Here is a 22,434-nt window from a genome sequence, read left to right on the forward strand (position 1 = left end):
AAGTAGCAGAAAAGCAGCTATTTATTGTTTCACTATCTATTTTTTTACTTTTTTTTCAATCTTCTCGATTAATTCGTCCTCTGTTGGCGCTGCTACAGGACGGTTATTTACAAATGCAAATGACTTTTTACGTCCGGGTCCACAGTAAGACTGGCAACCGATTTGTACTTCAGCTTGTTCATCTATTTTTTTAAGTCGAGGTAACAACGTTTTGACGTTTGTTGCCTGACAATCATCACAAATTCTAAATTCATTTGCCATGTTGACACAATCCTTTCAAAATTGGTTCATCATTTTGTCTAAGGGGTATTTTACCCCTATTTGAAGTCCGATGCAAGTTAAAGAAGGAAGCAAAATCTATCATACTCCTAGAAGAAATGGTATAAAGTATGGATTTTTTGTACATGATGATACTACAAAACATGATTACTATGAGTCATGGAAAATAGAGGAGTGAACAAAGTGAAAGATAGACAAGATGCTTGGACAGAAGAAAACGACTTATTATTAGCTGAAACAGTATTGCGCCATGTCCGCGAAGGAAGTACGCAGTTGAATGCGTTTGAAGAAGTTGGAGATGAATTAAATCGAACTTCAGCAGCATGTGGATTCAGATGGAATGCTGTTGTACGCCATCAGTATGAAAAAGCACTGCAGCTAGCTAAAAAACAGCGAAAACAGCGTATGCGTGCACTTGGACAAGAGCAAGGCAAAAAGAAATTATTATATACGCCACCAGCATCTGTAGAGCATGTGGAACAAATGATGTCTGCGCCTACAGCAACATATAACTTACCTGAAACACACGTAGAAAGAAGCAGCAGTGAGGAGCTTTCAATGGCTGATGTTATTCGCTTCTTGCAAACAATGCCAAATCAAGCGAGCAATTTACAAGCATTGCAAAGCGAAAACAAACGCTTGATGCAAGAAAATGCAGAGTTAGCTAAGAAAAACACAGAGTTGGAAAAACAAATTAAACATCTCGAAGCTAATGCTACTACTATTCAAGAAGACTATGAAACATTAATGCAAATCATGAACCGTGCGCGAAAGTTAGCTCTATTTGATGAAGAAGAGCGTTCTTCTACTACGTTTAAAATGGATCGTAACGGAAATCTTGAGAAAATGGCTGAATAAGCTACACGAACGAAGAAAGAGGGATGTCCAACTTGGCTCTGCTTTCTTCTTTTTCTATTTTACAGACAATGACCTGACGCCTTTATGCTATAATATGTTCGTTTACTGTTTATAAAGGGGTTTGAGATATGCAGCAGAATAGTTTGAAACTTTTAGCACAGCCCGCTTGGCGTATTATTGATCAATCCAGTCTAGGTCCTCATTTTGATGCCCGTCATTCTTTTGCCATCGATGACACGCTTTGTACAACCGTTGGAAGAGGTGAATCTCCAGCTGTCATGCGCTCATGGGTGCATCACGATACGATTGTATTAGGCATTCAAGATACAAAGCTCCCTCACCTGGCTGAAGGTGCAGCTTATTTACATGAACAAGGGTATAAAACAATCGTCCGCAATTCAGGCGGCCTCGCTGTCGTACTTGATCAAGATGTTCTAAACATTTCTTTAATTTTTCCAGATGCAGAAAAAGGAATTGATATTGATCGTGGCTATGAAGCCATGTTTGATTTGATTAAGGCCATGTTTGCATCTTACGGTACCGCAATTGAAGCGAAGGAAATCGTAGGATCCTATTGTCCCGGCAGCTTTGATTTGAGCATTCGCAATCAAAAATTTGCAGGCATTTCACAGCGACGCGTTCGCGGCGGTGTGGCCGTACAAATTTACTTATGCGTTAACGGAAGCGGCTCTAAACGCGCTTCTCTCATTCAAGAGTTTTACAAAAAAGGGCTCCAAAACACAGAAACTAAATTTTCATACCCAAATATCGAGCCTCATACAATGGCTTCTCTATCTGAACTATTACAGATTGATTTAACCGTTTCTGATGTCATGCTGCTTTTATTGCAAACACTGAATAGCATGAGCTCTTCTCTTGTAAATATGCCTTTAAATGCTACCGAACAAATGCTGTTTGAGACGCAGCTGCAGCGCATGTATGACCGCAATGAAAAAGCGTTGGGTTCATTAGCCGAATAAAAAAACTCCGCCCTAGGACGGAGTTTTTTTATTAAAGTGCTTGAGCAGCTGTGATTAAAGCAAGCTTGTACACATCTTCTTCGTTACAACCGCGAGATAGATCGTTTACCGGTTTGTTTAGACCTTGTAAGATTGGACCTACTGCTTCGAAGTTTCCTAAGCGCTGTGCAATTTTGTAACCAATGTTACCTGCTTCAAGGCTTGGGAATACAAATACGTTTGCATCTCCTTTGATCACTGAACCTGGTGCTTTCTTTTCAGCTACAGAAGGAACAAATGCTGCGTCGAATTGGAATTCGCCGTCTAATGTTACGCTTGGTGCTAATTCTTTTGCAATTTCTACTGCGTTTGCTACCTTTTCTGTTTCCGGAGATTTTGCTGATCCTTTTGTTGAGAAGCTTAGCATAGCAACACGAGGATCGATATCGAACATTTCAGCTGTACGAGCACTTTCGATAGCAATTTCAGCTAAATCTTGGCTGTCAGGTGAAATATTGATTGCACAGTCAGCAAATACGTATTTTTGATCGCCGCGAACCATGATAAATACGCCAGATGTTTTCTTAACACCTTGTCTTGTTTTGATAATTTGTAGAGCAGGTCGCACTGTGTCTGCTGTAGAATGAGCAGCTCCGCTTACAAGACCGTCAGCTTTGTTCATATGAACAAGCATTGTGCCAAAATAATTTTCATCTAATAAAATTTTGCGAGCATCTTCTTCTGTTGCTTTGCCTTTACGACGCTCAACAAATGCTGCCACCATTTCATCAAATTCAGAGTAGCTTTGAGGATCTAAAACCTCAACACCGTCTAATTTTACGTTTAATTCTGCTGCTTTTGATGCTACCGCGTCTTTATTTCCAACAACGATAGGCTTTAAGATATTGTCGGCAGCTAAACGAGAAACAGCACCTAATACGCGCTCATCTAATCCCTCTGGGAATACGATTGATACATCGCTAGCTGATACTTTTTGTTTTAAACCTGTAAATAAATCACTCAAAGTAAATCCTCCTCGATATGTAAAAAACTTTTCTCATAATAGGATACTCCACTTTTTTTAAAAATCAAAGGCATGTCCTTCAAGAATCCATGATTACGAAAAAGTCTTTTAATTCTTAATTTTCCGCTAACACTCAAAATAAAACCTGTTTTTACTTTGCAACAATTGTTTAAAGTTTAGTCACAAAATCACAGGTTTTTCATTCCAGTTCTTCGGACAAACTATGATATAGTAGAATTGGAATTTATCATAATCGGACAATAGGAGTGAAACGAAATGGCAGAAGCAGCACAAACATTAGACGGTTGGTATGCACTTCATGATTTCCGTTCAATCGATTGGGGCGCTTGGAAGCAGTTATCAAGCGACGATCGCCAAGCGGCCATCCATGAATTTTTAGGTTTGATTGAGAAATGGAAAGGAACTGAAGCTGAAAAGCAAGGCAGTCATGCTTTATATACCATTGTCGGCCAAAAAGCAGATTTTATGCTAATGCTTGTTCGTCCTACTATGGAAGAACTAAATGAAATTGAAACAGAATTTAACAAAACAAAGCTTGCTGAGTTTACCATTCCTACTTATTCATATGTATCAGTAGTTGAATTAAGCAACTACTTACCTGCTGGGGAGGATCCTTATGAAAATCCTCAAATCCAAGCTAGACTATATCCAACTTTACCAAAAGCGAGTCACGTTTGCTTTTATCCAATGGATAAACGTCGTCAAGGAAATGACAATTGGTACATGCTTCCTATGGAAGAACGACGCAGCTTAATGCGCAGCCACGGAATGATTGGACGTCAATACGCTGGAAAAGTAAAGCAAATCATTACGGGTTCTGTTGGGTTTGATGATTATGAGTGGGGCGTTACTCTTTTTGCAGATGACGTTCTTCAATTTAAAAAATTAGTATACGAAATGCGTTTTGACGAAGTAAGTGCTCGCTACGGGGAATTTGGCAGCTTCTTTGTCGGAAATTTATTAAAAGAAGAAGCTATTGCACGCTTTTTACACGTTTAAACTAAGTTGTAAAAGCGTTCATCTCTTTTATAAAATTTAGTATATAAAAAACCTGTTTCCACTTGGAAACAGGTTTTTTTATTTTCTACCCATGGCATATTCGCATCTACAGGACCATATATATACAACAGTGTCACAAGTAAGCGAGGTGGGATAATGGCAGTCGTTGCACACAACGAAGAAGATGTTAAGCTCCTAGCCAGACTCATTCGAGCTGAAGCTGAAAGTGAAGGAAAACAAGGGATGTTACTGGTAGGAAATGTAGGCGTGAACCGCGCTAAAGCTCCCTGTTTGGATTTTAGAAATATAAGAACCATTCGTCAGATGGTATTTCAAAACCCAGGCGGATTTGAAGCAACTCAAAAAGGCTACTTTTATCAGCGTGCCCGCCAGTCTGAAATTACACTTGCACGACGTGTATTAAGAGGGGAACGTTTTAACCCCGCGGAAAACTCACTGTGGTTTTTCAAGCCCAGCGGCGACTGTCCTGCTCAATGGTATAACCAAAATAACACAGGACGATTTAAATCTCACTGTTTCTTTGCACCAACTCAAGCTGATTGTCCAGGAGTTTACTAATTTCTTTTTGTTTGAAGGAGGTTCCTATGAAAAAACCAAAGTCTAATCAACCGCAACAGCAATATATGCAAAATCCGTATATGAGTCCAAACTACCCTTATTATATGCCTCAGCCGCAGCAGCCCCAGCCAGGCGGCCAGCAGGTTCAAGGGCAAAGCCAAGGAGGTCCGCCCCCTACCTCTTCTGGAGGCAGTGGTGCCCCGCAAGACCCAAATCAACTGCCCATTGAAGAATCATATATTGAAAATATTTTACGTTTGAATCGAGGAAAAATAGCGACTGTATATATGACGTTTGAAAATAATACGCAGTGGAACGCGAAGGTCTTTAGAGGAGAAATTGAAGCAGCCGGACGCGATCATATCATTTTAAGTGATCCGCAAACTGGCACCCGCTATTTACTGCTTATGGTTTATCTCGATTACATTACTTTTGAGGGTCCAATCAAATATAATTATCCGTTTAGCGGTGGAGGACAGCAGTTGAGCAATTATTCTCCGCGTTAAAAAAACCCCTTTTCAGGGGTTTTTTTATAGCCATTTTACAGCTGCAACAACAATTAAAATCCAAGCCACAATAAATGCAACTCCACCTAGCGGAGTAATCGCGCCAAGAACTTTAATACCGGACGTACTTAATACATAGAGACTGCCTGAAAACAGCACAATCCCTGCAAACATAATCCAGCCCGAAGCTGTTAACAAAGAAGACTGAGGAAATTTGCTTAATAGAAACGCAATGACAAATAGTCCTATTGCATGGAACATCTGGTACTGCACTCCTGTTTTCCATACCTCTAAATACTTCTCTGAGATTTTCCCTTCTAACCCGTGTGCTCCAAAAGCACCAAGAGCAACCGCTAACATCGCATTGATTGCACCGATTATTAAAAATAGTTTCATTTTTTTCTCCTCACTTTAGAAATCAAACAAACTATCGCCGTTTGCATCATCTGATTTCAATTTCGTTCCTTCAAAATTAGGTTTGGATGACTGAATAATCTGTTGCTGCATAATCTCAGGCGATTGCATAATTTCCGGTGAAGACATGACAACAGGTTTTGAAACCGAGACAGGTTTCGATGCTGAAACCTCTCCATTTTGATCTAATGCAAGCTCACACAGTGCTTTGATAGCAACCAATTGATCTCGAACGTTCCCACTATTCGAATGGTGCTTCGCTTTTTGTACTTCTGCACTAATTTTATCAAGGAGCTGCGCCATTTTTATATCCATGTAGACACCTCATCTTACATTCAATATGACTTTATACAGCTATTTTATCAAAAGATGAAATAGGAGGCTATGTCTGAAGCTAATCTTCATGAAATGCTCACTTTTACACATCATCAATTTGCCAATCGATGGATTGACGTCCGTGTTGGAGCAAAAACTCATTTGCTCGTTGAAAATGATTATTGCCAAAAAAGCCTCGATTAGCTGAAAATGGGCTAGGATGCGGGCTTTCCAAAATTAAATGGTGTGAATGATGAATGAGCTCTTTTTTAGCTTGTGCATGTTTGCCCCACAGCAAAAACACGACCGGCTCCTCTTTTTGTGCCACTAATTCAATAATGCGGTCCGTCAGCTGTTCCCATCCTTTTCCTTTGTGAGAATTCGCTTCCCCTCTTCTAACCGTCAAAACAGTGTTAAGCAAAAGAACACCTTGTTCTGCCCATTTGACTAAATAACCGTTATTCGGAATGTGATAGTCCATTTCATTTTTCAGCTCTTTGTAAATATTCACTAAAGAAGGCGGTGTTTTGACTCCTGGTTGAACAGAGAAGCTCAGTCCATGCGCTTGATTTGGTCCATGATAAGGATCTTGTCCCAATATGACAACTTTTACATTTTTATAATCCGTATAGTGTAAAGCGTTAAAAATATCATATTTATCAGGATAAATGGTGTGGTGATTATATTCATCCACTAAAAATTCTCGAAGCTGTATGTAATAGTCTTTTTGAAATTCTTCTTCTAATAAAGGAGCCCAGTCATTTTTTAAAATACTCATTGCTTATCACCTCATAATAATCTTTTTTGTTATTTTATCGTAAACTCTGCCGCCTGCTCAAACGTTGCCTGCTTTAAATACGCTGAGAGCCTGGGCATATTTTAATATTGTCATGTTCAATGAAACTTTGTATACACTTATAAAGAGTGTATTTTTATATTAAAGGAGGGATTCCATATGATCATCAGCAATCCCCACCAAATAGACGTAACCTACAGCCTGGGTGTTACACCCGTTGAACCAATGATACCAAGAAAATACACCGTTTTCCCAGGTCAACACACTTCTGTTCCTTCCATTCAAATCGGCATTGAATTTGCCTACGATCATATGCAAAAAGAGCGGAACGAATATTTAGCATCCTTCGTCTTCGATAAAGGTTTTTATTCCCTTACTGTGTATTATTACATCGGTGCGCATACATCAACAGATGAAACCATTACACGCTACCTTCACTTTTTAGAACAACTCCCTGTTATTCTATCGTCTATCTATCACGCTGATGCTTCCTTTTTCGAAAAACATCCACTTTTAATGCACTGTCCTATTTTTATCATTGCCGATAGCCCTGAGCTGCCATTTTCAACAAAAAAATCTATCGGTTCCCTGTATCAATATAAATAAATGAGAAAAGCTACTGTTAAAATAACGGTAGCTTTTTCTCCGTATTCGAAACAAAATACTTTTAAACTTGTTAAAAACATGGAATAATAACTACAAATTGTTTTAATCTATTTGCGTTAACCCTTTAAAATCGTTACAATTTATTAGTAGTTCTATACATAAAGGAAAAGGTAAACAAGCAATCATTCGTTTGTTTATAAAGGCCGAGTTTAACGGGCAATGAATCCCCAGATTTCATTTAAGTGTTGTCTGTTAAAGCGGAAAAAAATTGAACGTAACTACGACAAAGTGAGGTCCTAGAAGTAATGACAAATGTACAACCAAAATCCATTATCGTAATTTTTGGCGCTACAGGTGATTTAGCAAAACGTAAGTTATTCCCCTCTATTTTCCGCTTATATAAAGCGAACAAACTATCGGAAGATTTCGCTGTTGTTGGTGTCGCAAGAAGACCTTGGACTAATGACGAATTACGCGAAAATGTAAAAAAATCAGTGAGCAGTTTCAAAAACAGTGACGCTGACATTGAAAAGTTTGCTTCACATTTTTATTACCAACCGTTTGACGTAACAGATGTCGCTTCTTATCAAGAATTAAAAAGCCTAACAGAAAGCCTTGATGAGCAATACAACGTGCCTGGAAATCGTATTTTCTATCTAGCAATGGCACCTGAATTTTTCGGAACGATTGCTTCGAATTTAAAAAATGAAGGTTTAACACAAACAGAAGGCTGGAGCCGCCTAGTCATTGAAAAGCCGTTTGGCCATGATTATCCTTCTGCTAAAGAATTAAATGAACAAATTCGCCATGCATTTAAGGAAGATCAAATTTATCGTATCGACCACTATCTCGGTAAAGAAATGGTGCAAAATATCGAAGTTATCCGTTTTGCAAATGCTCTATTTGAACCGATGTGGAACAACCAATACATTTCAAACATCCAAATTACGTCTAGTGAGACGCTTGGTGTAGAAGACCGTGGCCGTTACTATGAATCTTCAGGTGCCCTTCGAGATATGGTACAAAACCATATGCTTCAAATGGTGGCCCTACTTGCAATGGAACCGCCGATTAAATTAACACCGGAAGAAATTCGCAGTGAAAAAGTAAAAGTATTGCGTGCTCTTCGCTCTTTATCAGTGGATGAAGTAGATGATTATTTTGTACGAGGTCAATACGGCAAAGGTGTACTTGAAGGAGAAGAAGTTATCGGCTATCGCGAAGGAAACTCGGTTGATCCTGAGTCTAATACCGCTACATTTGTATCTGGTAAGCTTATGATTGATAACTTCAGATGGGCTGGCGTACCGATTTATATCCGTACAGGTAAACGCATGAAAGAAAAAGCAACGACAATTGTTGTACAGTTCAAAGACTTACCAATGAACCTGTACTTCAATAAAGATAAAGAAATTCATCCAAACTTGCTTGTCATTCATATCCAACCGGAAGAAGGCATTACGCTTCACTTGAACGCGCGTAAAACGCCAGGTGCCACATCATCCACACCGATTAACTTGAACTATTGCAATAACTGTGGAGATAAAATGAATACACCGGAAGCTTATGAACGCCTTATTTATGATTGCATGCTTGGAGATGCAACGAACTTTACTCACTGGGATGAAGTAGCCCTTTCTTGGAAATTTGTTGATACTATCTCAGAAGCATGGGAAAGCACAAAAGCACAAAACTTCCCGAACTACGAATCAGGTTCAATGGGACCAAAAGAATCAGACGCATTGCTTGCTGAAGACGGTTTCCACTGGTGGCCAGTCGGAGAAGACAACTTCTCACCTAAAGAGTAAACAAAAAAAGCAGCTGTAGTATACAGCTGCTTTTCTTGTTTTTTATTTTAACCACTCAGTATGGAATACGCCCTCTTTATCAACACGTTGATATGTGTGAGCTCCGAAGTAGTCACGTTGCGCTTGTAAAAGGTTCGCTGGTAGCGTTTCTGTACGGTAGCTGTCATAGTAAGCTAATGCACTTGAGAAACTTGGTACAGGAATACCTTGTTTAACCGCAATTGAAATAACTTCACGAAGAGCCGACTGATAGCCTTCTACGATATCCTTGAAGTATGGGTCTAACAATAAGTTTGTTAGATCTGCATCGCGATCGTAAGCTTCTTTGATTTTTTGTAAGAATTGTGCACGGATGATACAACCACCGCGGAAGATCATCGCAATATCACCGTACTGTAAATTCCAGTCATATTCTTCAGAAGCTGCTTTCATTTGAGCAAACCCTTGCGCATATGAACAAATTTTACTCATGTACAATGCTTTACGAATTGCTTCTACTAATTCGGTTTTATCGCCTTCAAATGAAGCTGCATTTGGACCGCTCAATACTTTGCTTGCTTTTACACGTTCTTCTTTCATAGCTGAAATAAAGCGTGCAAATACAGATTCCGTAATGATTGGTAGTGGTACACCTAAATCAAGCGCACTTTGGCTTGTCCATTTACCTGTACCTTTTTGACCTGCAGTATCTAAAATAACGTCTACAAGTGCTTTACCTGTTTCTTCATCTTTTTTCGTAAAGATATCAGCTGTGATTTCAATTAAGTAGCTATCTAGCTCGCCTTTATTCCATTCAGCAAATACTTCATGTAATTCATCTGTTTCTAAGCCTAATACGTTTTTCATGATGAAGTATGCTTCACAAATTAACTGCATATCGCCATACTCGATGCCGTTATGAACCATTTTTACGTAGTGACCTGCACCATTTGGTCCAATGTATGTGCAGCAATCATCGCCTTTAACTTTCGCTGAAATAGCTGTTAAGATTGGTTTTACAAGTTCATATGCTTCTTTTTGTCCGCCAGGCATGATTGAAGGTCCTTTTAATGCGCCTTCTTCTCCGCCGGATACGCCTGTACCGATGAAATGGATACCTAATTCTTCTAGCTCTTTGTTACGACGAATTGTATCCTGGAAGAATGTATTTCCGCCATCGATTAAAATGTCGCCTTTTTCTAAGTATGGTTTTAACGAATCAATTGTTGCATCTGTAGCAGCACCAGCTTTAACCATTAATAAAATTTTACGCGGTTTTTCAAGAGAATTAATAAACTCTTCCACACTGTATGTACCTGCAAAATTTTTACCTTCTGCTTCTGTTTTTAGGAACTCTTCTGTCTTTTCAGGAGAGCGGTTATAAACTGAAACAGAATAGCCTCTGCTCTCAATGTTTAGCGCCAAGTTTTTCCCCATAACCGCTAAACCGATAACACCGATTTGTTGTTTTGCCATGTTAAATTCTTCCCTTCATGTGTAATATGAATTGGTCAACCTAATCGTAACTGAACATATCATAAAGAAAGTTACAGATTCAAGTTTGATATAACCATAATCATACGTTTTATTATACACATTTGAAAAGAATCATGCTCACCGAACATTGATTATTTTGAAGAAAATTTCGATAAAATAAGTGAAATGAACGCAGTTACTAATCATCCGTGCATTCTTAACTACCTTTAGACGCATTTTAACATTTTCTTAAACAATTACTTTTGTTAAAATATTAAGCAGTTAATCATTTCAATGAATTGATGATCAACACGGTTGTTACCGTTTTACTATATTTACTGTAGCTAAAAAAGCTGCACTAGTACTTATTTTGTTTTATGAAGAGGGATTTTATATATGACAAAACCAATCAAAGATCCGTTCAAAGAAAATTTTGATACGCTTGAAGAATTTGCTGATCGCATTAGCGAGGTATTGAACTGCCCTATTACGATTGAAGATGCTAATCATCGCTTACTAGCTTACAGCACCCATGATGAAAGAACGGACCAAGCGCGTATTGCTACGATTATTGGAAGAAGAGTTCCGGAAAAAGTCATTAACAACTTATGGAAAGAAGGCATTATTCCGAAACTGCTTGAGACAAATGAACCTGTGCGTGTGAAAAATATAAATGAAATCGGGCTTGGAGATCGTATAGCCATTTCTATCTGGAAAAATGAAGAAGTTCTAGGATTCATTTGGGCTGTGGAAATTGAGAAAGCCTTAGGCGATGAAGAAGTGGAGCTATTAAAAAAAGCTGCGAATGTATTAAAAAACAAATTGCTGCAGCTTCAAATTCGAAAATACAAACGAGAAGAGCGCTCACAGGAATTTTTCTGGAAATTATTAACTGGCCACATTAAGTCTCGCCAAGAAATTTCAGAAGCGTTTTATGAAGCTCAAATTACGGCTCCATCAGCGTTTTCCATTGCTATCTTCCGCTTCCAAGAAGATATTACGCCTGAAGCTGAACGCCAAATTTCGTATATGTTGAAAACAATGCACCGCTTAAAAATCGTTCTTTATACGATTGATTGCAATGATTTAATCTTACTGCTTTCTTTGGATGCGGTTGAAAATCCTCTTGATGAACAGCGAGATTTTGTAGACTATTTTAGAGGAAACATGCATGAACGCTTTGATGTTACTCAAATTAAAGCCAGCTGCAGCAGTATTTATTCATCGCACGATCATATCGAAAAAAGCTATAAAGAAGCTTTGAACGTATTAGATATGAAAAGTAAGTTTCCAGAAGAAACAAAAGAGATTATTAACTATCAAGAATTAGGTATTTATCAATTTCTAGATGTTATTTTAGACAAGCGCATTCAAGATCAATTTGAAAACCATTCTTTAAAGAAGCTAACTGATTATGACCTTCGTCATAATAGTAACTTGGTGGAGACTCTTGAAGTATTTTTAAATAATGATAACAATATTAATGAAGCAGCCAAAGAATTAAATGTGCATATGAATACACTTAGCTATCGATTAAAGCGAATTTCAGAGATTGGTGATATCAATTTAAAGGATGTTAATCAAAAAATGACTCTTTATATTGATATTAAGTTAATGAAATATAAAAAATAACAGATAATGTTATATTTTTTAACAGAAAGCTATTTATTTATTTTCCGATAAATAAATAGCTCTTTTTTTATGTTTTCTTCCCTTAACAATGTTAGATAACCTGACATAAAAATTAAAAATTCTGATAAGTAAGCGGTTACATTTGTGTGTTTAAACAAAAACCGCTTCTTCAATTCTTCTTTCTAGACAAAGAAATTTCACAAAACTTTCTTTATACTAAAGATACACAAACGACCAAGGGGGAAATTAATCATGATTATTGGCGTACCAAAAGAAATCAAAAACAACGAAAACCGAGTAGCGATTACACCAGCAGGCGTAGCATCATTTGTTGGTACAGGTCATCGTGTATTAATTGAAAATGAAGCGGGTATTGGAAGTAACTTCACAAACGAAGATTATGTAAAAGCCGGAGCTGAAATTGTTGAGACAGCAGCTGACGTGTGGGCACAAGCTGAAATGGTCATGAAAGTAAAAGAACCATTAGCAAGTGAATACGACTATTTTAGACCAGGTCTTATCTTATTCACTTACCTTCACTTAGCAGCTGAACCAGCACTGGCAAAAGCATTAAAAGATAGCGGTGTAACGGCTATTGCTTATGAAACAGTGGCAGTCAATCGTACATTGCCTCTATTAACACCTATGAGCGAAGTAGCAGGACGTATGGCTGCTCAAATTGGTGCACAATTCCTTCAAAAATCAAACGGCGGAAAAGGAATTTTATTAGCGGGTGTTCCTGGAGTTAGCCGCGGAAAAGTAACGATTATTGGAGGCGGCGGTGTTGGTACAAATGCTGCAAAAATCGCAATCGGCCTCGGTGCTGATGTAACGATTATTGATTTAAGTCCTGAACGCCTACGTCAATTAGACGATATCTTTGGCAACCAAATCAATACGCTAGTGTCAAATCCTTATAACATTGCGGATGCAGTAGCAGAGTCAGATTTAGTGATTGGTGCAGTATTAATCCCAGGTGCAAAAGCTCCAAAACTCGTAACAGAAGAAATGGTGAAAACCATGAAGCCAGGTTCTGTTATTGTTGACGTAGCAATCGACCAAGGTGGTATCGTTGAAACAATTGACCACATTACAACACACGATCAGCCTACTTATGAAAAGCACGGTGTTGTACACTATGCAGTTGCGAACATGCCAGGAGCAGTTCCACGCACATCAACGATTGCTTTAACAAATGTAACGGTACCTTACGCACTTCAAATTGCTTCTAAAGGTGTTCACAAAGCAATCGCTCAAAACGAAGCGTTAAAATTAGGAGTGAACGTTGCAAACGGAGCTATTACGTACGAAGCAGTTGCACATGATTTAGGTTATGATTATGTATCAGTAGACGTAGCTCTTGAAAAAGAATTAGCTTCTATTTAATAGATAGTAAAAAACGTCCTTAACCCTCTGTTAAGGGCGTTTTTATTTTGAATAAACAGCAATTAGCTGTAAAAAACACGACTATTTAAAGCTTTGTGTATCTGTTCACCGGTAATCTCCGGTACCATTGGCCAGAATTCAGGAGTAGGAAACATAAGGTTGCTAGGCGTTCTATTATGATTACCATCTAATTCATGAAATGGTTCAGGATCATCTGTCTCGTTAAACCGATTCGTAATAAACATAAAGTGACCTAATTCATGTGCAAGAAGATACTCATCTGTACTTGCATTTGTCATAATCACAAGTGGAAAAGAGTTATAAGTTACAGCAAGAGTCGATGAATAGTCAAAATTAACAGGCCCAAATCTATTTCCATTCATATAAAATACGTATACATCAGCGTCTTGACAAACTTTTCGGCCAGTTTCAAGCATTGCTTGTACCATTGTAAGATGACTAGCTCCTCTAATTGGAAAATTTTCCGCATTACTTACAATGCCACTGATGTTTTCCAAAAAAACAAATGAACGTGTAATAGTAAATGTAACCCCCTGGATTAATTGGTTTTTCTCATATTGTTTCCATATCCTATTAGCAGCCGCTATGTCTCTTTTTACACGGTTGGGAACTGTAGACGGATTATCTTTAGAGTTTCGATCAACTTTAGCTCCTGGTAATACGATTATACAAACATTTAAAGTACCTGTCTTAACAGTTTTGAAGTTATCGCTCATTAAATTCGATTTTATATAACAGTCTTTGTGATTTCTCTTTTGAAGTTGTGATTGATTAGAAGAATCCGGGGCATCTTTATAACTGTCATGATTATAATGTTTTTTTATGTGAATCACCCTTTCTTAAGTTTCTATTCATTTTATTCATTAAGAAAAAGAGTGCTTGTACAATAAGGTAAAAAGCCTTTTAATAAGAGGTTTTTTAGCATGCGATTACTTGTGAAGGTGGTTACTCTTAAGTTTATGTAAAGTAAATGTTCAAACCACCTTATATCTCATTCGCTAACGTTCATTTAACTCATGCTTCACAGTCAGTCATGATAATTCTAAATTACACGTAGGATTCATACAGTTTTTAGAAATTGAATATCTACATTAAAAGCGATAAAATAGAAGAAAAAGTGAATGGAAGAAATTTATCTAAAACACATTGGGCAACTAAAAGCCGCCCGGTAGAAATTTTACTCTATTTTCTCTATGAACTTAAAATACGGGAGGATTTTTTATGACAATGAATAAAGCATTAACCATTGCTGGTTCTGATAGCAGCGGCGGAGCTGGCATTCAAGCGGATTTAAAAACATTCCAAGAACTTGGTGTTTACGGAATGACAGCTTTAACAACAATTGTAACAATGGATCCCGATAACAGCTGGTCTCATAACGTATTTCCACAACAACCTTCCACTGTTGAACAGCAGCTGAAAACAATTGTAAAAGGCGTAGGCGTACAAGCTCTAAAAACGGGTATGCTTGGCTCAGTGGAAATTATTGAACTAGCGGCAAAAACAATTGAAGAATACGATTTAAAAAATGTTGTAGTAGATCCTGTGATGGTATGTAAAGGAGAAGACGAAGCGCTTCATCCGGAAACAACTGTCAGCTTGCGTGATGTACTAGTTCCAAAAGCAACAGTCGTAACGCCTAACTTATTTGAAGCTAGTCAATTAAGCGGACTTGGCCCTATCAAAACGGTTGATCAAATGAAAGAAGCAGCCGTGAAAATTTCTGAACTTGGTGCCAAATATGTATTGATTAAAGGTGGAAGTAAATTAGCACACGAAAAAGCAATCGATTTGCTTTATGATGGAAAGACATTTGAGATCTTAGAGTCTGAACGTATTGAAACGACATTTACACATGGTGCTGGATGCACATACTCAGCTGCGATTGCTGCTGAATTGGCAAAAGGCAGTGACGTCAAACAAGCTATTTATACAGCAAAAGAGTTTATTACAGAAGCAATTCGCCATTCATTTGCTTTAAATCAATATGTCGGACCAACAAATCACGGTGCATACCGTCGTAACAAAGAAAAAGTAACAAACTAAAAGCATGCCTAAAGGCATGCTTTTCTATTTTGCTTATTGTTTGACTGTTTCAAGCGCATTTAAGATAGCTTGAGCTACGCCGTGCTCGTCATTTGTTCCTGTTACGATATGGGCAAACTCTTTAATTTCTTGAGGGGCATTTCCCATCGCTACGGCACGTCCAACTCGCTGAAACATCGATACGTCGTTATAATTGTCTCCAATAGCCATCGTTTCTTCTAAAGAAATATGGCGTTCTTGAACAAATGATGTAACCGCAATTCCTTTTTGAGCATTTTCATCATTTATTTCAATATTTTCTTTACCAGATGCACTGACTGCAATAGAATCTAACTTCACAAGTTCTACTTTTGCCTGCTCTAACTTTTCTTCATCAAAAGAGAAAGCAAGCAGCTTATAAATGTCTTTGTTTGGATCTTGAAACAGCGCTTCATACTCTTCAATAAGCTTTACTCTGCCGCTATTGAAACGCTCTTTTGCCGCTTCTAACGATTTTTCATAATTATCTTTTAAGCTAGCACTTAAATAAATATCCATTAATACGGACAAAGCTTTTTCATAGTCATTTGAATACGTACCTTCACTTGTATAGACTTCAAAGTACAGCTGAAACTTCTTAAAAATATCTTCTACTTCACGAATAGCTTCCATCGTCATGCCTACTGAATATTGTTTTTCCCCTTGTGGATTGCGAAGCTCTGCTCCGTTTGCACAAATTAAATATGTATGAAGTCCTGCTTCTTCTAAAACATAACGCGCTTCTTCATAAGAACGTCCCGTAGCAACAACAACTTCCACCCCTGCCTTTTGAGCTGTCTTAATCGCTTGGGCATTTTCTTTACTTACAACTTGTTCACTATTTACTAGCGTTCCATCCATATCGATCGCAATACATTTAATCATGATGTACCCCTTCCTATGTATCTTTGCTCTCTTATTTTATTCTAGCATATGTTTTTTAGCGCTTTGCTACTTGCATGTAAAAGATTTACTAATTTTTTGTATACGCGCTGTTATAATCTGTTCCTTTTCTTGCTTTTTCGAAAACCTCTTTGATCGTCTTTACATGCAAATCAGCTGTTGAATATACGCGAAAATTCACATCCTCTTCCCTCAGATGCTTACCAACGCCGATTGAAACCATATCTGTTTGATTAATAGCTTTTATACCTGCCTCTCCATCTTCTATTGCCACACATGCATCGGGTTTTACTTTTAATTGATCGGCAGCTGTCAAAAATATTTCTGGATCTGGTTTTCCCTTCTTGATTTTCCTCACATCCACAATACAATCAAAAAAAGAGCGTATTCCTAGCGCATCTATTACAGTATTTGCATTCGAACTAGAAGAAGCAATTCCCATTTTAATGCCTTGTTTTTTACAATCTTCTAACAACATTTTAATGCCTGGAAGTAAATGATCTTCTGTCATTTCTCTTATTAAAGCCTGATAATGCTTATTCTTTTCATAAGCAAGCTCTTCTTTTTGTTCCACTGTCAGGTGTACATTGCCTTGCGCAGCAATGAGCTCTACAGTTCTCATCCGGCTGATTCCCTGCAGCCGTTGATTTAGTTCTTCAGAAAACGAAACGTTAAGTTGATCTGCTACTTTTTTATTTGCTCTATAATATAAATGTATTGTATCTGCAATAACACCGTCTAAATCAAAAATAATCGCTTGTAGCTCTTCTTTTTTCATATTATCCTCCTCTGTACCTATCTTTATGCCATTACTTAAATGCTTTTATTACATCCCACCATGTTAAAATACCGTTGATATTGTTCACTTTATCATAAAAATTTTTTCATCATTTATAATTTATGAATAAATTTTTCAAAAAAAGAGAAATTACAGTATTGCATTATGAAAGCCCTTTTATTACAATAGGTTTATGCAAACGGTTGCACTGTCTTAAAAATATAGTTTATCAAAAAATAAAATGAAAACCCATACATAGGGGAAGGGGAAAAACTATGAAGAAGTTCTTTTCATTTGATTTTTGGCAGAAGTTTGGTAAGGCTTTATTAGTAGTAGTAGCGGTTATGCCCGCAGCTGGTATTATGATTTCACTTGGAAAACTAGTTGCAATGACTGGGGGAGACATCACTGCTGTACAAACAATTGCACGAGTGATGGAAGATATAGGATGGGGTATCATTACAAATCTTCACATCTTGTTCGCAGTTGCCATCGGGGGATCTTGGGCAAAGGAACGTGCTGGCGGTGCATTTGCTGCACTCATTGCATTCATTCTTATTAATCGAATTACAGGAGCCATTTTTGGAGTTAAAGCAGAAATGCTCTCAGATTCAAAAGCAACGGTTCAATCACTGTTTGGACAAGAATTAGTTGTAAAAGACTACTTCACATCTATTTTAGGATCTCCCGCTCTTAACATGGGAGTATTCGTAGGAATTATCGCTGGTTTCTTAGGCGCAAATTTATTCAACAAATATTACAATTATGATAAATTGCCTGAAGCCCTTTCGTTTTTTAACGGCAAGCGCTTCGTACCGTTTGTAGTCATCGGTGGTTCAGTTGTAACGGCACTGCTTTTATCCATTGTGTGGCCGTTCATCCAAGGTTCGCTAAACAGCTTCGGACAGTGGATTGCAACATCTAGAGATACAGCTCCTATTCTGGCACCATTTATTTTCGGAGCATTAGAGCGTCTCCTTCTTCCGTTTGGTCTTCATCATATGCTGACAGTTCCTATGAACTATACGGAGCTAGGCGGTACGTACAAAATTTTAACGGGTTCTGGAGCAGGTTCCACTGTTGCCGGTCAAGATCCTTTGTGGCTTGCTTGGATTGCAGACTTAAATAACTTCCGTGCTGCAGGAGATATGGACAGCTACAAGCAGCTCTTACATGACGTTACACCTGCACGATTTAAAGTAGGACAGATGATTTTATCTTGTGCGTCATTAATTGGAATTGCTTTAGCAATGTATCGCAACGTAGATCCTGACAAACGTTCGAAATATCGTTCAATGTTCTTTTCAGCTGGACTAGCTGTTTTCTTAACAGGCGTAACAGAGCCGATTGAATTTATGTTCATGTTCGCGGCGCCTCTTCTATACGTCGTATACGCCATTATGACAGGACTGGCTTTTGCCATTGTTGATATTGTTCATGTTCGCGTACACTCATTTGGCGTAATTGAACTATTAACACGTACACCAATGATTATCAAAGCCGGACTATGGGCTGACTTAATGAACTTTGTCATCGCCTGCCTTGTATTTTTTGGCTTAAATTTTGGAGTGGCAAACTTCTTAATTAAACGTTTTAACTTCCCAACACCGGGACGTAACGGAAACTATATCGATGAAGAAACAACTGCAACAAGCAGCAAGCAGGTGAAAAATGATTCGCTTGCCCCAGTCATTATTAGACTGCTTGGCGGAGAAAACAATATTGAAGACGTGGATGCTTGTATGACTCGCTTACGTGTAACGGTAAAAGATATACATGCCGTTGCAGGAGAAAGTGAATGGAAACAAAACGGAGCCCTTGGTTTAATCTTGAAAGATAAAGGGGTACAAGCTATTTATGGACCTAAAGCGGATGTTTTAAAATCCGACATTCAAGATTTGTTAGGAGCTTAATATAATGAAGCTATTAACGTTAAATTGCCACTCTTGGCAAGAGGAAAATCAGCTAGACAAGTTATCTTGTCTAGCTGAAGTAATTAAAAAAGAAAAATATGATGTCATTGCTTTACAGGAAGTAAGCCAAAAAATAGACGCGCCTTATGTATATGACTACATTCGCAGCGATAATTACGCTTGGCTTTTAGCAAAAGAACTGGGTAAGCAAGGTGAAGACTATCAATTGGTATGGGATTTATCTCATATAGGCTATGAAGTGTATGAAGAAGGAATTGCCATTTTAACGAAACACCCGATTATTGAAGAGCATTCATTTTTTGTTTCACAAACGTCAAATATTGACTATTGGAAAACGAGAAGAATTGTTGGAGCAACAATCGAATATGAAAAAGAACTCCTTACTTTTTATTCTTGTCATCTTGGCTGGTGGGATGACGAGGAAGAGCCATTCAAGCAGCAAGTTGATACGCTGCTAGCTCATGTACACAAAGATAACCCATTTTTCTTACTTGGAGACTTTAATAATGACGCTCATAGACGACATGAAGGTTACGACTACCTGTTGAGCCAAGGCCTCTATGATACGTATACTCTATCGAACAAAAAAGATAGCGGTATTACAGTTCAAGGGAACATTGCTGGATGGGATGATAATGAACGGGCGCTGCGCCTTGATCTCATTCTATCGAGTCATGCGCAGGATATTCAATCATCGACTGTAGTTTTTAACGGCATACATTATCCCGTTGTTTCTGACCATTTTGGGGTAAGCGTTGAAGTGAAATAAGTGACATAAAGCGAACGAATAGCGTTCGCTTTTTTCTTGTGATTATGATTATGTAAAAATCATCTTCTTTACTGCTTTATCTATCGTTTTAGAAGTGTCCGATAAACTTTCGCATTTTAAAAAGTAGGTGTGCTATAATATTGTGATGTTGACGATATGCAACCCATTTTTGCATGTTTATCAATGAAATCGCTCAACTTAATAGTAAGATGATACATGTAAGCTCTATTTAAATGAACACCCGTTGTCATTATCATAAACTAATAAAGAAAAATAGGTGTGAAACAATCATGAAAATTTTGTTGATTTCAAATATGTATCCTTCTGAACAATTCCCGAGCTATGGTGTATTTGTTCAAAACACTGAAAAAATTTTAGTTCAACATGGTATTCAAGTTGATAAAATTGTCATGCAAAAAAAGACAAGCAAATTAAGCAAGCTTTTTAGCTATGCTTCTCATTATGCTAATGTCATTGTGACGGGCTTAACAAAAAATTACGACTATCTTTACGTACATTATGCATCTCATAATGCTCTTCCGCTGCTGATTCTCAAAAAGCTAAAGAAGAATGTGAAGATTGTGACAAACGTGCATGGTTCAGATGTTGTACCTGAAGTAGCTTCACAGGAAAAATATCAGCCTAGAGTAAATGACTTATTGCACCATTCCACTAAAATTATTACTCCTTCTCCCTACTATAAAGGGCTCGTTGAAGAGAAATATAAGGTTCATAATCCAATCTATATTTTTCCAAGCGGAGGAGTGAATAAAGATCTGTTTCATCCTTATGCAGATAAAAGCAAAGCTTATCAAGAACTAAACTTGGACCCTACTATCCTTTATATTGGATGTGTAAGCCGCATTGATGTGGGTAAAGGATGGGAATACTACCTTCAAGCAATTGCAAAAGCTGAACAACAAACGCCCACTTCTTACAAATACTTATACGTTGGAAGCGGAAAAGACGAAGCTGCATTTAAGGAATTGATCAAGACTCTGGGCCTAGAGGGAAAAGTCATCCATTTTCCTCTGCTTCCTCAGTCGTCTCTTGCTTACGTATATAATGCGATTGAAGCATTCGTGTTTCCGACCGTAAGAAAAGGAGAAAGTTTGGGCTTAGTCGGCCTCGAAGCTATGGCTTGCGGAGCACCCGTGATTGGGAGTCAGATTGGTGGTCTAAAAGATTACATTATAGACGGAAAGAATGGTCTATTCTTTGAGCCTAAAAATGTAGATGAACTAGCTTCACAGCTACAGGCTTTTATTAATCTTCCTGAAGATGTGAAACAGCAAATGTCTCAACAGGCGTTACAAACAGCAAACCGCTACACAGTAGATGTAATTGCTGAACAACTCCCAACAATTTTTTTTGATGAGGTGGAAAAATGAAAGTCGCAGTTTTAATTCCTTGTTATAACGAGGAAGTAACAATTGGAAAAGTAATTGACGATTTCAAACGCGAACTGCCTAGTGCAGATATTTATGTATACGACAACAATTCAAAAGATCGTACAAGTGAAATTGCACTTGAACACGGCGCAATCGTCAAAAAAGAATTTAAGCAAGGAAAAGGAAACGTTGTACGTTCAATGTTTCAAGAAATTGATGCAGATTGTTATGTCATGGTAGATGGGGATGATACGTATCCTGCAGAATTTGTTCATCAATTAATTGAGCCTATTAGAAATCGAGAAGCTAACATGGTCATTGGAGATCGTTTATCAAACGGAACGTATCTCGAAGAAAACAAACGTGCTTTCCATAATTTTGGTAACAACTTAGTACGTTCTTTAATTAACGGCCTGTACAAAAGTAACATTAAAGATATCATGACAGGTTATCGTGCGTACGATAAATTATTTGTAAAATCAATTCCTGTGATGAGCCCAGGATTTGAGATTGAAACAGAAATGAGTCTTCACGCGTTAGATAAACGATTCCGCCTAAAAGAAATCGCGATCGATTATCGCGATCGACCTGAAGGCAGCGAATCGAAACTTAATACGTTCTCTGATGGATTTAAAGTGTTACGAATGATTTTTACGTTATTTAAAGAGTACAAGCCGCTTCAGTTCTTCTCCATTTGGACAGTGTTGTTTATTGTCGCAGGATTAGCTGTTGGTGCTCCGGTACTTTATGAATTTTTTGATACAGGCTTTATTACCAAAGTACCTTCATCTATCTTAGCAACTGGATTGATGGTGTTAGGTGTTTTATCTTTCGTCTGTGGATTAATTCTAGATACAATCGCTTCATTGAATCGCAAGCAATATGAATTAGAACTAAATAAAAAAATTGAACAGATTGAACAAGTAGGAGAATAACA

Annotated in this window: 23 protein-coding genes; 14 read left to right on the plus strand and 9 right to left on the minus strand. The window is 37.8% G+C overall.

Translation table 11 applies throughout. The features are described from left to right. Nucleotides 1-36: 36 nt before the first annotated feature. Nucleotides 37-261: a DUF1450 domain-containing protein gene (locus ACNHOZ_RS21080; RefSeq protein ID WP_013059850.1), complete on the minus strand. Its 225-nt coding sequence runs from the start codon at nt 259-261 to the stop codon at nt 37-39. A gap of 201 nt (nt 262-462) precedes the next feature. On the opposite strand from ACNHOZ_RS21080, the gene ACNHOZ_RS21085 reads away from it, so the two are divergent. Together ACNHOZ_RS21085 and ACNHOZ_RS21090 are read left to right on the plus strand one after the other, a co-directional pair. Continuing rightward, entirely contained in the window at nt 463-1,137 is a 675-nt protein-coding gene (locus tag ACNHOZ_RS21085) for an RsfA family transcriptional regulator (RefSeq protein WP_048021705.1), read from the plus strand. Nucleotides 1,138-1,265: 128 nt separating this feature from the next. Next, nucleotides 1,266-2,117, plus strand: a complete 852-nt coding sequence (locus ACNHOZ_RS21090) for a lipoate--protein ligase family protein (RefSeq protein ID WP_048021703.1) — start codon at nt 1,266-1,268, stop codon at nt 2,115-2,117. A 31-nt stretch (nt 2,118-2,148) separates the two neighbouring features. Here ACNHOZ_RS21090 and pta read toward each other — a convergent pair whose 3' ends face one another. Further along, nucleotides 2,149-3,120 carry a phosphate acetyltransferase gene (gene pta / locus ACNHOZ_RS21095; protein WP_013059853.1) on the minus strand — a complete coding sequence of 324 codons (972 nt, stop codon included), beginning with the start codon at nt 3,118-3,120 and terminating at the stop codon, nt 2,149-2,151. A gap of 276 nt (nt 3,121-3,396) precedes the next feature. On the opposite strand from pta, the gene hemQ reads away from it, so the two are divergent. From hemQ to gerQ, 3 genes are all read left to right on the plus strand, one after another. Continuing rightward, nucleotides 3,397-4,140, plus strand: a complete 744-nt coding sequence (hemQ, locus tag ACNHOZ_RS21100) for a hydrogen peroxide-dependent heme synthase (protein WP_013059854.1) — start codon at nt 3,397-3,399, stop codon at nt 4,138-4,140. Nucleotides 4,141-4,296: 156 nt separating this feature from the next. Beyond that, nucleotides 4,297-4,719: a cell wall hydrolase gene (locus ACNHOZ_RS21105; RefSeq protein ID WP_016765947.1), complete on the plus strand. Its 423-nt coding sequence runs from the start codon at nt 4,297-4,299 to the stop codon at nt 4,717-4,719. 26 nt (nt 4,720-4,745) lie between these two features. Then, nucleotides 4,746-5,225, plus strand: a complete 480-nt coding sequence (gene gerQ, locus ACNHOZ_RS21110) for a spore coat protein GerQ (RefSeq protein ID WP_013059855.1) — start codon at nt 4,746-4,748, stop codon at nt 5,223-5,225. A gap of 24 nt (nt 5,226-5,249) precedes the next feature. Here the strand turns inward: gerQ and ACNHOZ_RS21115 are convergent, their stop codons facing one another. The 3 genes from ACNHOZ_RS21115 to ACNHOZ_RS21125 all read right to left on the minus strand — a co-directional run bounded on the left by ACNHOZ_RS21115 (nt 5,250) and on the right by ACNHOZ_RS21125 (nt 6,732). Beyond that, nucleotides 5,250-5,621 carry a DUF423 domain-containing protein gene (locus ACNHOZ_RS21115; RefSeq protein ID WP_034264472.1) on the minus strand — a complete coding sequence of 124 codons (372 nt, stop codon included), beginning with the start codon at nt 5,619-5,621 and terminating at the stop codon, nt 5,250-5,252. Nucleotides 5,622-5,636: 15 nt separating this feature from the next. Then, nucleotides 5,637-5,954: a YwdI family protein gene (locus ACNHOZ_RS21120; protein ID WP_048021701.1), complete on the minus strand. Its 318-nt coding sequence runs from the start codon at nt 5,952-5,954 to the stop codon at nt 5,637-5,639. A gap of 103 nt (nt 5,955-6,057) precedes the next feature. Continuing rightward, complete coding sequence (locus ACNHOZ_RS21125; RefSeq protein WP_028411955.1) at nt 6,058-6,732, minus strand: uracil-DNA glycosylase; 675 nt, start codon at nt 6,730-6,732, stop codon at nt 6,058-6,060. 177 nt (nt 6,733-6,909) lie between these two features. On the opposite strand from ACNHOZ_RS21125, the gene ACNHOZ_RS21130 reads away from it, so the two are divergent. Further along, nucleotides 6,910-7,356, plus strand: a complete 447-nt coding sequence (locus ACNHOZ_RS21130) for a staygreen family protein (protein WP_013085507.1) — start codon at nt 6,910-6,912, stop codon at nt 7,354-7,356. 305 nt (nt 7,357-7,661) lie between these two features. Then, nucleotides 7,662-9,164 carry a glucose-6-phosphate dehydrogenase gene (gene zwf, locus ACNHOZ_RS21135; RefSeq protein WP_013085508.1) on the plus strand — a complete coding sequence of 501 codons (1,503 nt, stop codon included), beginning with the start codon at nt 7,662-7,664 and terminating at the stop codon, nt 9,162-9,164. Nucleotides 9,165-9,206: 42 nt separating this feature from the next. On the opposite strand, the gene gndA is transcribed toward zwf, so the two are convergent. Continuing rightward, the gene (gene gndA, locus ACNHOZ_RS21140) at nt 9,207-10,619 is read right to left on the minus strand and encodes an NADP-dependent phosphogluconate dehydrogenase (RefSeq protein ID WP_048021698.1); all 1,413 of its coding nucleotides are present in this window, start codon (nt 10,617-10,619) and stop codon (nt 9,207-9,209) included. Between the two features lie 396 nt (nt 10,620-11,015). On the opposite strand from gndA, the gene ACNHOZ_RS21145 reads away from it, so the two are divergent. Continuing rightward, a complete protein-coding gene (locus tag ACNHOZ_RS21145) occupies nt 11,016-12,251 on the plus strand; it encodes a PucR family transcriptional regulator (RefSeq protein WP_048021696.1) in 1,236 nt (411 codons plus the stop codon). A gap of 252 nt (nt 12,252-12,503) precedes the next feature. Continuing rightward, nucleotides 12,504-13,637 (plus strand): alanine dehydrogenase, encoded by a 1,134-nt coding sequence (gene ald, locus ACNHOZ_RS21150; protein ID WP_048021694.1) that lies wholly within the window; start codon nt 12,504-12,506, stop codon nt 13,635-13,637. 62 nt (nt 13,638-13,699) lie between these two features. On the opposite strand, the gene ACNHOZ_RS21155 is transcribed toward ald, so the two are convergent. Continuing rightward, nucleotides 13,700-14,086 carry a hypothetical protein gene (locus tag ACNHOZ_RS21155; protein ID WP_224980621.1) on the minus strand — a complete coding sequence of 129 codons (387 nt, stop codon included), beginning with the start codon at nt 14,084-14,086 and terminating at the stop codon, nt 13,700-13,702. Nucleotides 14,087-14,879: 793 nt separating this feature from the next. Between ACNHOZ_RS21155 and pdxK the strand changes: the two genes are divergently transcribed. Then, complete coding sequence (gene pdxK / locus ACNHOZ_RS21160) at nt 14,880-15,704, plus strand: pyridoxine/pyridoxal/pyridoxamine kinase (protein ID WP_033580382.1); 825 nt, start codon at nt 14,880-14,882, stop codon at nt 15,702-15,704. A 33-nt stretch (nt 15,705-15,737) separates the two neighbouring features. On the opposite strand, the gene ACNHOZ_RS21165 is transcribed toward pdxK, so the two are convergent. Then, nucleotides 15,738-16,607, minus strand: coding sequence for a Cof-type HAD-IIB family hydrolase (locus tag ACNHOZ_RS21165; RefSeq protein WP_033580381.1), 870 nt, complete (start codon nt 16,605-16,607; stop codon nt 15,738-15,740). Between the two features lie 88 nt (nt 16,608-16,695). Next, nucleotides 16,696-17,403, minus strand: a complete 708-nt coding sequence (gene pgmB, locus ACNHOZ_RS21170) for a beta-phosphoglucomutase (RefSeq protein WP_048021690.1) — start codon at nt 17,401-17,403, stop codon at nt 16,696-16,698. 275 nt (nt 17,404-17,678) lie between these two features. Here pgmB and ACNHOZ_RS21175 point away from each other — a divergent pair, with 275 nt between their 5' ends. The 4 genes from ACNHOZ_RS21175 to ACNHOZ_RS21190 all read left to right on the plus strand — a co-directional run bounded on the left by ACNHOZ_RS21175 (nt 17,679) and on the right by ACNHOZ_RS21190 (nt 22,432). Continuing rightward, nucleotides 17,679-19,316, plus strand: a complete 1,638-nt coding sequence (locus tag ACNHOZ_RS21175) for a PTS transporter subunit IIBC (protein WP_048021688.1) — start codon at nt 17,679-17,681, stop codon at nt 19,314-19,316. 4 nt (nt 19,317-19,320) lie between these two features. Continuing rightward, nucleotides 19,321-20,106: an endonuclease/exonuclease/phosphatase family protein gene (locus tag ACNHOZ_RS21180; RefSeq protein WP_028411950.1), complete on the plus strand. Its 786-nt coding sequence runs from the start codon at nt 19,321-19,323 to the stop codon at nt 20,104-20,106. Nucleotides 20,107-20,396: 290 nt separating this feature from the next. Continuing rightward, complete coding sequence (locus tag ACNHOZ_RS21185; RefSeq protein WP_048021687.1) at nt 20,397-21,497, plus strand: glycosyltransferase family 4 protein; 1,101 nt, start codon at nt 20,397-20,399, stop codon at nt 21,495-21,497. Continuing rightward, nucleotides 21,494-22,432: a glycosyltransferase family 2 protein gene (locus tag ACNHOZ_RS21190; protein WP_013059871.1), complete on the plus strand. Its 939-nt coding sequence runs from the start codon at nt 21,494-21,496 to the stop codon at nt 22,430-22,432. Before ACNHOZ_RS21185 ends, ACNHOZ_RS21190 begins: the two co-directional genes overlap by 4 nt. Nucleotides 22,433-22,434 lie beyond the last annotated feature (2 nt).

Source organism: Priestia sp. D51 (genome assembly GCF_053345675.1).

Bases quoted from the DNA above. Each gene is read 5' to 3' on its own strand.
- ACNHOZ_RS21080 (WP_013059850.1), bottom strand. From the start codon at position 261: ATGGCAAATGAATTTAGAATTTGTGATGATTGTCAGGCAACAAACGTC.
- ACNHOZ_RS21090 (WP_048021703.1), top strand. From the start codon at position 1,266: ATGCAGCAGAATAGTTTGAAACTTTTAGCACAGCCCGCTTGGCGTATT.
- hemQ (WP_013059854.1), top strand. From the start codon at position 3,397: ATGGCAGAAGCAGCACAAACATTAGACGGTTGGTATGCACTTCATGAT.
- ACNHOZ_RS21105 (WP_016765947.1), top strand. From the start codon at position 4,297: ATGGCAGTCGTTGCACACAACGAAGAAGATGTTAAGCTCCTAGCCAGA.
- gerQ (WP_013059855.1), top strand. From the start codon at position 4,746: ATGAAAAAACCAAAGTCTAATCAACCGCAACAGCAATATATGCAAAAT.
- ACNHOZ_RS21115 (WP_034264472.1), bottom strand. From the start codon at position 5,621: ATGAAACTATTTTTAATAATCGGTGCAATCAATGCGATGTTAGCGGTT.
- ACNHOZ_RS21120 (WP_048021701.1), bottom strand. From the start codon at position 5,954: ATGGATATAAAAATGGCGCAGCTCCTTGATAAAATTAGTGCAGAAGTA.
- ACNHOZ_RS21125 (WP_028411955.1), bottom strand. From the start codon at position 6,732: ATGAGTATTTTAAAAAATGACTGGGCTCCTTTATTAGAAGAAGAATTT.
- ACNHOZ_RS21130 (WP_013085507.1), top strand. From the start codon at position 6,910: ATGATCATCAGCAATCCCCACCAAATAGACGTAACCTACAGCCTGGGT.
- zwf (WP_013085508.1), top strand. From the start codon at position 7,662: ATGACAAATGTACAACCAAAATCCATTATCGTAATTTTTGGCGCTACA.
- gndA (WP_048021698.1), bottom strand. From the start codon at position 10,619: ATGGCAAAACAACAAATCGGTGTTATCGGTTTAGCGGTTATGGGGAAA.
- ACNHOZ_RS21145 (WP_048021696.1), top strand. From the start codon at position 11,016: ATGACAAAACCAATCAAAGATCCGTTCAAAGAAAATTTTGATACGCTT.
- ald (WP_048021694.1), top strand. From the start codon at position 12,504: ATGATTATTGGCGTACCAAAAGAAATCAAAAACAACGAAAACCGAGTA.
- ACNHOZ_RS21155 (WP_224980621.1), bottom strand. From the start codon at position 14,086: ATGGTACAAGCAATGCTTGAAACTGGCCGAAAAGTTTGTCAAGACGCT.
- pdxK (WP_033580382.1), top strand. From the start codon at position 14,880: ATGACAATGAATAAAGCATTAACCATTGCTGGTTCTGATAGCAGCGGC.
- ACNHOZ_RS21165 (WP_033580381.1), bottom strand. From the start codon at position 16,607: ATGATTAAATGTATTGCGATCGATATGGATGGAACGCTAGTAAATAGT.
- pgmB (WP_048021690.1), bottom strand. From the start codon at position 17,403: ATGAAAAAAGAAGAGCTACAAGCGATTATTTTTGATTTAGACGGTGTT.
- ACNHOZ_RS21175 (WP_048021688.1), top strand. From the start codon at position 17,679: ATGAAGAAGTTCTTTTCATTTGATTTTTGGCAGAAGTTTGGTAAGGCT.
- ACNHOZ_RS21180 (WP_028411950.1), top strand. From the start codon at position 19,321: ATGAAGCTATTAACGTTAAATTGCCACTCTTGGCAAGAGGAAAATCAG.
- ACNHOZ_RS21185 (WP_048021687.1), top strand. From the start codon at position 20,397: ATGAAAATTTTGTTGATTTCAAATATGTATCCTTCTGAACAATTCCCG.
- ACNHOZ_RS21190 (WP_013059871.1), top strand. From the start codon at position 21,494: ATGAAAGTCGCAGTTTTAATTCCTTGTTATAACGAGGAAGTAACAATT.